The sequence below is a fragment of the Pseudomonas sp. Y24-6 genome, from assembly GCF_020295325.1.
In the GTDB taxonomy this organism is placed as follows: domain Bacteria; phylum Pseudomonadota; class Gammaproteobacteria; order Pseudomonadales; family Pseudomonadaceae; genus Aquipseudomonas; species Aquipseudomonas gregormendelii.
This window is the reverse complement of the sequence record NZ_JACBXG010000028.1, coordinates 1-10065: the sequence shown is the minus strand read 5'-3', so window position 1 is coordinate 10065 and position 10065 is coordinate 1. Positions and strand designations below refer to the sequence as shown.

20 protein-coding genes are annotated in these 10065 nt (G+C 53.6%); 16 read left to right on the top strand and 4 right to left on the bottom strand.

Going from position 1 to position 10065, the window contains the following annotated elements:
- Window positions 1–31: 31 nt before the first annotated feature.
- From HYI44_RS28890 to HYI44_RS28880, 3 genes are all read right to left on the bottom strand, one after another.
- Entirely contained in the window at window positions 32–742 is a 711-nt protein-coding gene (locus tag HYI44_RS28890; protein WP_412548524.1) for a Rha family transcriptional regulator, read from the bottom strand.
- A gap of 418 nt (window positions 743–1160) precedes the next feature.
- The gene (locus HYI44_RS28885) at window positions 1161–1352 is read right to left on the bottom strand and encodes a hypothetical protein (protein ID WP_024013551.1); all 192 of its coding nucleotides are present in this window, start codon (window positions 1350–1352) and stop codon (window positions 1161–1163) included.
- A gap of 29 nt (window positions 1353–1381) precedes the next feature.
- On the bottom strand, window positions 1382–1621 hold the full coding sequence (locus HYI44_RS28880; RefSeq protein ID WP_058410614.1) for a hypothetical protein: 240 nt from the start codon (window positions 1619–1621) through the stop codon (window positions 1382–1384).
- A gap of 83 nt (window positions 1622–1704) precedes the next feature.
- Here HYI44_RS28880 and HYI44_RS28875 point away from each other — a divergent pair, with 83 nt between their 5' ends.
- The 10 genes from HYI44_RS28875 to HYI44_RS28830 all read left to right on the top strand — a co-directional run bounded on the left by HYI44_RS28875 (window position 1705) and on the right by HYI44_RS28830 (window position 6805).
- A complete protein-coding gene (locus tag HYI44_RS28875; RefSeq protein ID WP_225571177.1) occupies window positions 1705–2556 on the top strand; it encodes an XRE family transcriptional regulator in 852 nt (283 codons plus the stop codon).
- Window positions 2557–2561: 5 nt separating this feature from the next.
- Window positions 2562–2756, top strand: a complete 195-nt coding sequence (locus tag HYI44_RS28870) for a hypothetical protein (RefSeq protein WP_225571175.1) — start codon at window positions 2562–2564, stop codon at window positions 2754–2756.
- Window positions 2757–2809: 53 nt separating this feature from the next.
- Window positions 2810–3100 carry a helix-turn-helix domain-containing protein gene (locus HYI44_RS29760; protein ID WP_225571174.1) on the top strand — a complete coding sequence of 97 codons (291 nt, stop codon included), beginning with the start codon at window positions 2810–2812 and terminating at the stop codon, window positions 3098–3100.
- Complete coding sequence (locus HYI44_RS28860; RefSeq protein WP_225571173.1) at window positions 3081–3326, top strand: hypothetical protein; 246 nt, start codon at window positions 3081–3083, stop codon at window positions 3324–3326. Before HYI44_RS29760 ends, HYI44_RS28860 begins: the two co-directional genes overlap by 20 nt.
- Complete coding sequence (locus HYI44_RS28855; RefSeq protein WP_225571172.1) at window positions 3323–3541, top strand: hypothetical protein; 219 nt, start codon at window positions 3323–3325, stop codon at window positions 3539–3541. The genes HYI44_RS28860 and HYI44_RS28855 overlap by 4 nt, the downstream gene beginning before the upstream one ends.
- Window positions 3542–3680: 139 nt before the next feature.
- Entirely contained in the window at window positions 3681–4631 is a 951-nt protein-coding gene (locus HYI44_RS28850) for a hypothetical protein (RefSeq protein ID WP_225571171.1), read from the top strand.
- Window positions 4522–4980, top strand: coding sequence for a hypothetical protein (locus HYI44_RS29755; protein ID WP_225571170.1), 459 nt, complete (start codon window positions 4522–4524; stop codon window positions 4978–4980). Before HYI44_RS28850 ends, HYI44_RS29755 begins: the two co-directional genes overlap by 110 nt.
- 117 nt (window positions 4981–5097) lie before the next feature.
- Entirely contained in the window at window positions 5098–5424 is a 327-nt protein-coding gene (locus tag HYI44_RS28840; RefSeq protein ID WP_225571169.1) for a DUF2388 domain-containing protein, read from the top strand.
- Window positions 5425–5596: 172 nt separating this feature from the next.
- Window positions 5597–6130: a hypothetical protein gene (locus HYI44_RS28835; protein WP_225571168.1), complete on the top strand. Its 534-nt coding sequence runs from the start codon at window positions 5597–5599 to the stop codon at window positions 6128–6130.
- 63 nt (window positions 6131–6193) lie between these two features.
- A complete protein-coding gene (locus tag HYI44_RS28830) occupies window positions 6194–6805 on the top strand; it encodes a hypothetical protein (protein WP_225571167.1) in 612 nt (203 codons plus the stop codon).
- 49 nt (window positions 6806–6854) lie between these two features.
- On the opposite strand, the gene HYI44_RS28825 is transcribed toward HYI44_RS28830, so the two are convergent.
- Complete coding sequence (locus tag HYI44_RS28825) at window positions 6855–7166, bottom strand: DUF1654 domain-containing protein (RefSeq protein WP_225571166.1); 312 nt, start codon at window positions 7164–7166, stop codon at window positions 6855–6857.
- A gap of 489 nt (window positions 7167–7655) precedes the next feature.
- On the opposite strand from HYI44_RS28825, the gene HYI44_RS28820 reads away from it, so the two are divergent.
- From HYI44_RS28820 to HYI44_RS28795, 6 genes are all read left to right on the top strand, one after another.
- Window positions 7656–7928 (top strand): hypothetical protein, encoded by a 273-nt coding sequence (locus HYI44_RS28820; protein ID WP_225571165.1) that lies wholly within the window; start codon window positions 7656–7658, stop codon window positions 7926–7928.
- Between the two features lie 378 nt (window positions 7929–8306).
- The gene (locus HYI44_RS28815) at window positions 8307–8762 is read left to right on the top strand and encodes a hypothetical protein (protein ID WP_225571164.1); all 456 of its coding nucleotides are present in this window, start codon (window positions 8307–8309) and stop codon (window positions 8760–8762) included.
- 25 nt (window positions 8763–8787) lie between these two features.
- On the top strand, window positions 8788–9201 hold the full coding sequence (locus tag HYI44_RS28810; protein WP_225571163.1) for a hypothetical protein: 414 nt from the start codon (window positions 8788–8790) through the stop codon (window positions 9199–9201).
- On the top strand, window positions 9198–9407 hold the full coding sequence (locus tag HYI44_RS28805; protein ID WP_225571162.1) for a hypothetical protein: 210 nt from the start codon (window positions 9198–9200) through the stop codon (window positions 9405–9407). Before HYI44_RS28810 ends, HYI44_RS28805 begins: the two co-directional genes overlap by 4 nt.
- Window positions 9388–9582, top strand: a complete 195-nt coding sequence (locus HYI44_RS28800; RefSeq protein WP_225571161.1) for a hypothetical protein — start codon at window positions 9388–9390, stop codon at window positions 9580–9582. Before HYI44_RS28805 ends, HYI44_RS28800 begins: the two co-directional genes overlap by 20 nt.
- Window positions 9579–9950 carry a hypothetical protein gene (locus HYI44_RS28795; RefSeq protein ID WP_225571160.1) on the top strand — a complete coding sequence of 124 codons (372 nt, stop codon included), beginning with the start codon at window positions 9579–9581 and terminating at the stop codon, window positions 9948–9950. Before HYI44_RS28800 ends, HYI44_RS28795 begins: the two co-directional genes overlap by 4 nt.
- Window positions 9951–10065 lie beyond the last annotated feature (115 nt).

Here is a 10065-nt window from a genome sequence, read left to right as displayed (position 1 = left end):
AACTCTGGTTTTACAGTGCGTATCCTGGCCATCATGCGGCCCCCTTAAGTGCTTTGTCGTGAGTGAACAGGCCATCCCACGTCTTCTTCATTGGAAGCTCGCCTGCGAGGTACAGGTCGTACAGCCGGATCGCGCCCTTCTTCAGCAGAACAGGCGTGAACGATACGAACGGCTCTTTGCCGTGTGGGGTGACTTCGTGCTGGTGCTCGGTCATGTACTTGTCGCGAGCGTAAGAGGCCACACGGAAGCGCAGGCCGGACTTGCTTTCGTTGAACAGCCAGTTGCGACCCTCAAGGAACTTGCCCACCTGCATGACGTTGACCCCATTGAGGCCCTTGCAGAATTGGGTGTGGGTCATCCCTTCCTTGAACAGGTTCTCCATGGAGTGGATCTTCTCGGCCTGGGCTTCGACTTGGATGGTCAACTGCAGGCGCTGCTGCTCAGCCTCAAAAGCGAGGTGGATGAGATCCATGCGGGAGAGTTCGCGGGGTTGGGCGATCTGCCCTTCCAGTTCCTGCCAGCGATCAACGAGTGCCGCTGTGAACTCCGGGCTGAGCTGAGCAACGACGACGAAGCTGTCGCGCTTGCAGACCTGATACACGCTTACGCTCTGACGGAGGTGGTTTCTAACTTCCCCCAATGGGGGAAGTTGAATGGTGCCGCGCTCTGCCAGTCGCTCGATGGATTGTTTGACCTTGTCGTGGCGGGAACCGACCAGCTCCGCAATCTCTTGCGACGACATAGATGTACGCGACACATTTTCACCGCTGCCGAATTGTGTCGCGACATTTGCGGGGGTATTGATCGTTTGGTTTGGATGGTGCATTATTCGCTCCAGAACGTTGTTGCAAGCGCTGTAAAAAGAACCGACCTGATCCGTCGGTTTTTTTGTGCCTGCGATTTGGTTGGTTGGTGTTTCATTGGCAGTTCCTCATGAGTCCCTGAGGGGCTTATCAGCCCTTCCGTCCTATGGAAGCGACGTTGCTCCGGCTCTTTGGTGGCCGGGTCATTCGATCCAGCGCCCGATTCATGATTGTTGCGGCCATCTCTTCTGGCGTTATCCCGTTGCGTCTGGCTAGCAGCTCCAGATCAGCGAGTCCCTGCCAGTCGAGCTGGATTTCCAGCGGTTTTCTTTCAGGCACAGGGCCTCCTCGGCTACTTCAGGCCACGTCTGTTTTCGCGTTAAGCTCTTCCATCATCTGGTTCAGGCCGCGCTCGAGGATTTCTCGAGCGAGCACGGCTTTCTGGGTCCGTTGGAAGCGGGCCATTGCTGTCAACAAATCATCAGCCGCCTCGTCCAGGCGCACCTTGGTCGGCTTGTCGTGGAGGTGATCGGGTTCGAAGTACGACATCTGTGTTTCCTTGTGTGATTGGAAGTGGGTTAAGCGGCAGATTTTTTAGGGTGGGCTTCGGACAGCAACCAAGAGGCCTCGAATGGCTTCCCGTTTGCGGCTGCTAAAGCAGAAATTCGCTCGGCATAGCGCGTCTCACCGGTGTACTCAGTGCGCGGCAGACACTCAGCGGTGAGCCATTTGTAAACGGCACGCGGCGTCTTTCCGCAGGCCAGGGCAACCACCGGAACGCCGCCGGCGTCATCAATCGATTTCTTCAGTGGGCTCATATGGCCTCCGGGTGAATTATGAACTTGCAGTACATATTATGTCGGAACTGAAAGTACATGCAAGGGCATGCGATATTGAACCTATGGTTCATATCGAAGAAATACGCGCTGCTTTCGCTTCCCGCCTCAAAAAGTCAGTTGCCGCAAAAGGCATTGATCAATGGGGGGCGGGCGCTCGCTTGGCTGAAATAGCGAAGGTCACTCCGAAGGCTGCCAGTAAATGGCTGAACGGCGAGTCCATTCCAGGCCCTGCCAAAATGCAGGCCATCGCTTCTTTTTTGGGCGTCAAGGTGGAATGGCTTCAGCACGCTGCTGGTGATGGGCCTGACCGATTAGCAGATACCGCTGAGCCGGAACCGACCACGGCCGCCGATAAGGTGCGAGCAATGCTGGCCGGTAAGACTCTCAGCGAAGAGAGAATTCAGCGGCTTCTCGCCGTTGCCGAAGGTGATGAAGTCGGGGCATCTGGCGGAGTGCTTGTGCACGACGCATATCGCCCAGGCAAAGTCGGGGATGAAGTTTGGATTGCCCACTACGACATTCGCGGCGCGTTAGGTGGTGGCGAGGTCGCCCACGACTACCCGGAAATGCTTCAAGACGTGCGCGTCAGCCCTTCCCAATTACGGGCAATGGGTGTTGAGTTCGTCGAGCACTACCACTTGAAGATGATCACCGGCTGGGGCCAATCGATGACGCCGACCATTAAGCACGGCGACCCTTTGTTGGTCGACATCAGCATCAAGGATTTCATCGGTGATGGAATCTACTTCTTCTCGTACCAGGGCTTTCAGTACATCAAGCGCCTGCAGATGAAGGGCAAGACCAAATTCAAGATGATCTCGGACAACAAGAAGCATCCGGCCGAGGACATTTTTGCCGACGAGACCTACATCCAAGCGCGCGTGTTGCTCGTCTGGAATGCCCACTTGGTATAAAGTCTATGCCCAAACCCAACCAAGATATTCACAGCGATCTCAACGAGTTAGCGCTCGACCTTGAGCAAGCCGCAGACGAAGTGCTGAGAATCACTAAGGACTGCCGAGATGTCGATGCGACAGCTGCCCTTATGCTGATTGCGAAACTCTACAAGCATGCGGATCGGGCGGCGTCGCTTGCGGATGCGGTGAAGGCGTGAAGGTTGTGCGACCTACCTAGCCAGAATGGCATTGCGCACTTGAGCGAGAATTTATGCGTAATCATGGCTTGTGGATATGGGAAGAAGACGAGTGCCTAGCCCTTCGCAGAGCGATTGCCGCTTATAACGCAAGCAGGCAAAAGGCGGATCGTCTAGCTCGGAGCACCATAGCGAGCGAGATAGGGGTATCCACTTCGACCATTAATAATTATTTTCTAGGTACTAAGGCTCTAGACATTGAGGTTGCTCAAGCGGTTCTTAGGCTTACCGGCATTCCTGTGGAGCGGTTCAGTCAGAGGCTCGCAGAAGATCTGAGGTTAAAGCATGACCCTAACCAAACCTAATCAAGACCTAAAGCGCGACCTCCAGGGCATCGCCTCGGACCTCAAGTGGTCCGCTGTCGAACTGATGCGAATCGCTGGGCGATTGAGCCTGGCCGGAAATGAGGCAGACGCCCAGGCCGTGCTGAGGATGTGCACCGTGTTTCATGATGGTGAGGATCGGCTGGTCGGGTATGCGGATGAGGTGAGGGCGGGGCAGATAAGCAGGACTGCGGAACCGCGAAAATGACTGCATGGCGAGAGCAGAGCTTCTGGAGCAAGATCGGGGTCATTGCCTGGCTGGCGCTACTCATGGTGATTCCCGGCGCTTCCGACGCCGGCTGGCTAGGAGGAGGTTCATCCAATCGCAAGCGAGTATTCAGCCCTGGCTTCCTTGCACTGTGCGTATTCGTGGCAGTGATTGAGCTGATAGCGCTGAAACACTTCTACAGTGCTCGCGAATGAGGGCTGGCTGGCGAGAATTATGCTAGAGAAGTTGGATTCCCAAGCGAAATTCGCGCAAGAATCGGCTGAAAAATAACGAAAGAATTAAATATCTGTTGCGAGTGCCGAACATACGCAACCGCCAAGGACGAGCATAAAAATGATAATCAGCTATTTCGGATATTACTTACAGCACAGGATAACGAATGAAAAACATCTCATCGACCTGTCGACATTTCTTAAAACTTTTTCTTCGCTAGAAGAACCCCAATTTAAGGGGAGCTTCATGCACAATTCTGAGCATATTTATCTCCAAAACCTCACCGGAAACGTGTGTGTTCTCGTCATGACACGAGACGGAGAGAAATTCAAAAAAATCAACACAACAGACTTATCTATCAGCGAAATAAGAAAGATGCTTGGGCAGGATGAGAAAATCGGGTTCGCTTCTTATCTGGTACTAAAAAAGCACTACTTCGGATTTGCCTCTACTTCTCTAGCTCCAAAGTTTGATGCTTTCTGCGGCATGGTTAACACACTGTTAAGCTACACTGGAAACGGAAGCTGGCAGTTTTGCATCAAGCCCCTGACTCACCAAGCAACTAAGCAAGAAGCTGTAAGCATGACATATATAGGGAAAACAACAATAGAAGTATCTGGTGAAAATACTCTTGCAAAGCATTTTCTAAATGTCATCGGTGCCGGATCAAACACAGAAGAGCTTGACTCCATAGAAATAATTATAAAACCAAAAAAGAACAGAAGCATAAAGCCAATAATTGAAAAAGTCGTTTCAGCAACTTCCGACGAGGGACTTGAAAAACTAATAATAAAAGCAAAAAACGACGCATCTTCTGCTATGCTAGATATCTATGTTTCTGGCAAGGGAGTGATTTCAGACAACCTTGGAAATCACGATGAAAGTGTAATATCGGAAATAATAGAAGCAAAGATCAGAGAGAATGTAAAACTACGAGAACAGGTTCAGGAGTTTGTTAAAAATGGACAAGTCGACGAAGCGGATTTTAGCTGGATTTTACGTTTTTCTGACGTCTCTTCCTGGGCCGCTCTTGCTTCTGACTTACAAAACAATTACAAACTACAACCCTAACTACTCCTTAAGCCTTTTCAGTCAAAGATCAAACATAGCAGTTATACTTGCAACCTATGCATTCACGATGCTTGGATTTCTTGCCGCAGTGATAGCAATCCTGCTCGGGTTCTCGCAAACGAAAACGTTCAGGGAATACAAAAAGAATGAATATTTAGATATTTTTTTCACAATTTATTTTTACTGCATATTGATCTTAGCGCTTACGTTTTTATGTTCGATTTTGTCTTTATCATCATCATCAGCCGAAATTTTTATGAGAGCGGCATTGGCTTTGGCTGCAAACAGTATCGTGCTGGTAGCAATTATTAGTGCCGCGATTATAAATATTTGCCGAAAATCTCTCTAAGAGTTATCTACTTGCAACGCCAACGCCAACGCCGGCCCAGCGCCGGGCTTCTTGTATCTGGCAAGCGTCCTGCTCTGCTATGGTGGCGCTCTCAGATTGCGATGGAAGCAACGAAGAATGGACTCATGGAAGACCCTGGCAATCGCCGTCATGGTGCTGAGCAGCACTCAGGCCATTGCAGCCGAAAACAACAACCCGTTCCAAGGCGCGCTCATGATCACCACCATCGTGCCCGCAGTGATCATTTCCGCGCCCACGGCTATTACCTCGGAAATTCCAGAGTATTTTAAGTCAGCCAAGACTGACGCCTTGGCGTTCATTGGTTCGGACGGCGAGATTCGCGGCGCGGAGTTTGAGCAGGCGTCCAGGTACTACCGCATCAATTACAGCTCGCCACTGATGTCAGATATGCAACTGGCCCAGGCGATCGCAACTTCTTTCTGATACCGACCAAGCTTGCTACGGCGCCGGGCTTTTCGTATCTGCCCTGTCACGCCTTCGTCACACCTACCAAGCACAATACGGTCAGCCAAAGGGATTTGGCCCCGTCTAGAGAGCCCGGCCCGCGCCGGGCTTTTTGCGCTAAGCTGGAATTTGGTTTTCAAGGAGCGAAACTATGGAGATACCTACCGCAACAGAACTGAAGGCAATGAACCTGCCCAAAAGTCTGTATGGCTTCATAGCCATGCTTGGCATGGAGCGCCCAAGCCTCATTGATAAACAAGAATGGAAGCAGCTATGCGTCCTGTACGCCTCAATGCGAGAACTACAGAATGACGAAGGTCTTGAGGCTCTGGCGAGCCGCCTTAACAGCTATTTAAGGTTTTACCAAAAACTGCAAGTGTCTGACCCAAGGCATTCTCTTCCGCCAAAACTTGCGAAAAAGATCCAGCGCAAAGAAAGGAATCGATCAAGACGATTGGGCTCGACTCCCTACCGGCCCGTATATGAGTCATCCGTCGAAGAGAAAGCGAGAGAGCGATTGGCCGAACCCAAAATTGGGCTGGGCATCGACAGTACTCTGCCACCCACTAAAAAAGTACGTCGCGACCAGGTTAGGATCGACGCACACACGCAGCCCCTCGAAAATAATCAGTCATATCACGCCCTCTATGTCGCTGGATGGACACTAGCGCCAGAAGCAGATTAAGACCAGCGCAGGGCTTTTCGTCTCTGCGCCTAACTGATCGCCAATGGTGGCCGTGAGCCACGAATGGTAAAGTTCCAGCTCAATTATGGGAGGGATCCAATGAAAGGTTTTGGGACTTTTGCACTGATCGTCGGAGCATGTTGGCTGGTGTTTGCGCTGAGCATGGATGTGTCAGTGGCAACAGGATCAGGCGGGAGAGTTAACAACCTGGGGCTGATGGCTGACCGACAGATACATACGATTGTCGGCGGTATGATCATGCTTGGCGGCTTACTGATGATTCTACTTGGCGGTAAAAGTAGCGCTGCACATGCTTCAGTTGAGGCGGATACGCGCCCCTGCCCTCTCTGTGCAGAAACCATTAAGAACGCGGCCATCAAGTGCAAACACTGCGGTGGAGATATTGAGGCGGCAAAGCCTCATCAGTTTAAGGTTGGCTGGGTGGCCTCGACTGCGTGCGAGGACAAGGAGGAGCGGGATCGCACCATTGATGTCATTGCCGCTGCAGGCCTACCCGTTGTGCCTATGGTAGGCATGGACGTAGGAGCTGGCCCATTCAAGACCAAAGAGGAAGCCAGGCAAGCCTTGGCAAATCTGCGAGACGGCCCGAGACTTTTTAGCGAGATCGTTTATCGAGACTCGGTCAGCGGGAAGTACCCGCCGATTACTGACTAGACAAGCAGTCATCCAAGAGCCCGCCAACGAGCGGGCTTTTTGTTGCCCATCAGAAAGGCGCCAGCTCCTCTACTGGCTCGAAAGCTTCCACCGGCCGATCTTCGTCGGCGCTCGCCTCCCACTTAAGCGTCACCGACTCATCGTCGTTGAAGGTCATGTCTATGCCATCCGTCTCGGATAGCAAGCCCATAACCTCCTCCCATTCCCGATCACCGTCATTGTCGAGACGATGGATCGTCACCATTCGCCTTTCCTGCGCGATCGGGTGATTAATCATCTCCGAAACCCGCAGCCCGAGCCTTTCAATTCCACTGACCTCATGCCGCGTCACTGGCTTATCTGTCTTCTTTGCCTTCGCCATTTCCACCTCCTAATGCTGTATATGCATCCAGTATTCGACGGACTATAGCGAAGCGATCCTTGGCGGTAAATCCCTAAACCGTCGACCGGTGAAATTTCGCTGAATCTGTATTTTTTGAAAAATATGTACTTCTGGTACTTGACCTAATGTGAACTGATGGTTCATATTTCACCCATCGCAGCGACACAGTCACTGCGGAGGGCCTCGAAAGAGCCCGTCGCTCTTTACACAACTTGACGTGACCCAACGACGTACCGGTGAACCCGGTGGTGAGAAAGCTAAACCGTCGTCCATGCAGCCTCTGGATTGCTGCCGTACTCCCTCATGTGAGTACGCGAAACCACGCAAGCCAGCCAGGAAGAACACCGGACACGAAATGTGTGACCTGGCCAGAGATATGAATCCGGCGATGCGCGTGGTGGAGACAAGAGATTTCACTGGCTGGCCTTGGCGACAGGGCCAGACGGGAAATCAACCGGAGACAACAGCATGCAAATCAATCAGCAGAAGACGGTGCAGGTCGACGTGACCGAACTGCACCTGCACATCAAGGTGCGCGACCAGTTCACGGCCGGCCTAAAGGATGCGCAGGGCGAAGAAGTAGGTGACTACGAAGGCTACGTTCCGGACTTCTTTCCGGGTACGCACTACGGCGATTACCTGATCCTCAACATCGATCTGGAAACCGGCCAGATCAAAAACTGGAAGAAGCCTGCTGCAGCGGACATTAAAAAGACGCTCGCCCAAGGCGAAGACGACTGATTGAAAGCATCACCTCTGCCCATTCAATGAGTGGGCAGAAGGATGCGGATNACCGGCCAGATCAAAAACTGGAAGAAGCCTGCTGCAGCGGACATTAAAAAGACGCTCGCCCAAGGCGAAGACGACTGATTGAAAGCATCACCTCTGCCCATTCAATGAGTGGGCAGAAGGATGCGGATGATTCTGCACCGCGCAACGCGGCCCCCTGCATCAACGATTAAACGCATCACGGTGAGCCTTATGAGATTTAAGGCTCACCGCTCTTAACATTACCCACCGACACAGCTCGCATGCACTCCCCTCCGCGCCCAACGGCAACCAGCGGAATGGATGAGTGCAGCCGAGTTCTGTTGGATCAACCAAGCATCGGAGGTCGCTATGAGCGATACCAACCGCATTCGTATGGCAGATCAAATCTTCAGCGCGAGCTTGCTCGGCGGCAACTTTCTCGGCGGCTTCAATTCCCGAGTGCATGGTGTCGAGCGCAATGCCGCAGCTGATGGCCCGGCGCGCTTTGAGCGTGGACAGGGATGGGACAAGGCGGACGAACTGGTCCGAGCCGGTCAAATTTACTTCGTTCACCCCTTCCCTCACGGCCAGTGCAAGCAGACCGGCTTCGTATATGGAGGCACCTGGGCCTGCAACACCTGCCGCACTGATGGCTTCCAGAAACCTTGGTGGGCCATCCGCGTGATGAGGGATGGAAGCGCTTGGTGCGTGACCGGCGAAGGGTTTAAAGACCTGCAATCGTCGGCCAACTACGCATTCGGCGATACCCGCGAAGAAGCGCTCAACGCCTACGCCGAACTGATGAATCAGCCGGTAGCCGCATAACCAACCCGCCACTCTGGAGGCGACCATGAACGCAGCACTGATTGCTCAGTTGAACTACGAAAACCGGACGCCGCCTCCAGTGAGCGAGAGCCCTAAGGACGATGCGCGGGCCGAGTGGCTGTACAACGCCGCCGAAGAGTTGCTTCGAGGCTGTGGCGTGTCCTTCCAGCGCCGCATGCGCAAGCCGCAGGGCGTCACCGCTGCCCAGTTCGCTTTGGCCGTTGATGAGCACGTCAACAGGCGCCTGGCGGAATGCGAGATCGAAACCTCGGCTTTGGGCTGGTTGCTGATCTCCGCCGAGCGAGGACAGGCCGACAAGACGTCCACCGCCGAGCTGCTGGGCCGCAGCGACCACCCGCTGGGCAAGCTTGGCGAGATTGCCGAAGGGCTCCTCGCACCGATGGCTGACGACGCCATCAAGGCCCAGGCCGGTCAATGAGCCCTCACATTCTCATCGACCGAGACCTCGACGAACTGAATCACCCTGGCTGCCCTGAAGGCTACGAAGTGCTGGTGATGCGCAACATCACCGCCTTCCTGCAGGCCCAGAAGATCGGCATCGAAGAATTCCACCACTACTGCGAAAGGCTGAATCGTGCGGTTGCGAGCCGGCCAAGGAGTTGCAATGAGCACTGCACCGGTTAAAACGCTGATCGACGAGCAAATCGAAGAGATCGAATCGAAGCTGATCATGCTCGGCTTCGGCCTTCCGTTTAACGAAGTGATCGGCATGTCGCGTGAGCGCAAAGTGTCGAGCCTACCTCAGCGTTTGGCGGCAACCATGAAAGGCGGTCGCATCGCGGTAAGGGTTCGGACATGAGCTTTTACGAAGACAACATCGAGGACGGCAGCCACTGCCTGAGCTGCTGCCAGTTTATCGGCGAGGATGTCGGTTATCCGCGCTGCTGCCGTAACTGTGGCGGCGAAGGCAGCGAGTCAAACCCCGAAGGCCACAAGAAACGCATGAAGGCAGAAGCCATGCAGCGCTTTGAAGGCTGGTTGGCCAGAACAGGTATCACCCACAAGAAGCACAACAATGGCTACCACGTCGTTCTGACACTTCCCGACGGCCGCATGATCGACTGCTGGCCCAGCACGAAGAAATGGCAGCTTCGCGGGCAGCGCATGAGCCGCGACGGCAAGGCGCTGCATGAACTGGTGCTTCAGCAGCTGAGGCCATGGCCTTGACCGGCTACCAGCGCGCTAAGCGCATCTACCTCTGGCGCGGCTCAGCACTCGTCCTGTTCGGCACCACCTTCGTAATGCTCGCCAGCTCCTACTGCTCTCAGCTCACCCAATAACC

Bases quoted from the DNA above. Each gene is read 5' to 3' on its own strand.
- HYI44_RS29760 (WP_225571174.1), top strand. From the start codon at position 2,810: ATGCGTAATCATGGCTTGTGGATATGGGAAGAAGACGAGTGCCTAGCC.
- HYI44_RS28800 (WP_225571161.1), top strand. From the start codon at position 9,388: ATGAGCACTGCACCGGTTAAAACGCTGATCGACGAGCAAATCGAAGAG.
- HYI44_RS28860 (WP_225571173.1), top strand. From the start codon at position 3,081: ATGACCCTAACCAAACCTAATCAAGACCTAAAGCGCGACCTCCAGGGC.
- HYI44_RS28825 (WP_225571166.1), bottom strand. From the start codon at position 7,166: ATGGCGAAGGCAAAGAAGACAGATAAGCCAGTGACGCGGCATGAGGTC.
- HYI44_RS28850 (WP_225571171.1), top strand. From the start codon at position 3,681: ATGATAATCAGCTATTTCGGATATTACTTACAGCACAGGATAACGAAT.
- HYI44_RS28890 (WP_412548524.1), bottom strand. From the start codon at position 742: ATGTCGTCGCAAGAGATTGCGGAGCTGGTCGGTTCCCGCCACGACAAG.
- HYI44_RS28830 (WP_225571167.1), top strand. From the start codon at position 6,194: ATGGTAAAGTTCCAGCTCAATTATGGGAGGGATCCAATGAAAGGTTTT.
- HYI44_RS28820 (WP_225571165.1), top strand. From the start codon at position 7,656: ATGCAAATCAATCAGCAGAAGACGGTGCAGGTCGACGTGACCGAACTG.
- HYI44_RS28870 (WP_225571175.1), top strand. From the start codon at position 2,562: ATGCCCAAACCCAACCAAGATATTCACAGCGATCTCAACGAGTTAGCG.
- HYI44_RS28840 (WP_225571169.1), top strand. From the start codon at position 5,098: ATGGACTCATGGAAGACCCTGGCAATCGCCGTCATGGTGCTGAGCAGC.
- HYI44_RS28810 (WP_225571163.1), top strand. From the start codon at position 8,788: ATGAACGCAGCACTGATTGCTCAGTTGAACTACGAAAACCGGACGCCG.
- HYI44_RS28875 (WP_225571177.1), top strand. From the start codon at position 1,705: ATGGTTCATATCGAAGAAATACGCGCTGCTTTCGCTTCCCGCCTCAAA.
- HYI44_RS28795 (WP_225571160.1), top strand. From the start codon at position 9,579: ATGAGCTTTTACGAAGACAACATCGAGGACGGCAGCCACTGCCTGAGC.
- HYI44_RS28885 (WP_024013551.1), bottom strand. From the start codon at position 1,352: ATGTCGTACTTCGAACCCGATCACCTCCACGACAAGCCGACCAAGGTG.
- HYI44_RS28880 (WP_058410614.1), bottom strand. From the start codon at position 1,621: ATGAGCCCACTGAAGAAATCGATTGATGACGCCGGCGGCGTTCCGGTG.
- HYI44_RS28815 (WP_225571164.1), top strand. From the start codon at position 8,307: ATGAGCGATACCAACCGCATTCGTATGGCAGATCAAATCTTCAGCGCG.
- HYI44_RS29755 (WP_225571170.1), top strand. From the start codon at position 4,522: ATGGACAAGTCGACGAAGCGGATTTTAGCTGGATTTTACGTTTTTCTG.
- HYI44_RS28855 (WP_225571172.1), top strand. From the start codon at position 3,323: ATGACTGCATGGCGAGAGCAGAGCTTCTGGAGCAAGATCGGGGTCATT.
- HYI44_RS28835 (WP_225571168.1), top strand. From the start codon at position 5,597: ATGGAGATACCTACCGCAACAGAACTGAAGGCAATGAACCTGCCCAAA.
- HYI44_RS28805 (WP_225571162.1), top strand. From the start codon at position 9,198: ATGAGCCCTCACATTCTCATCGACCGAGACCTCGACGAACTGAATCAC.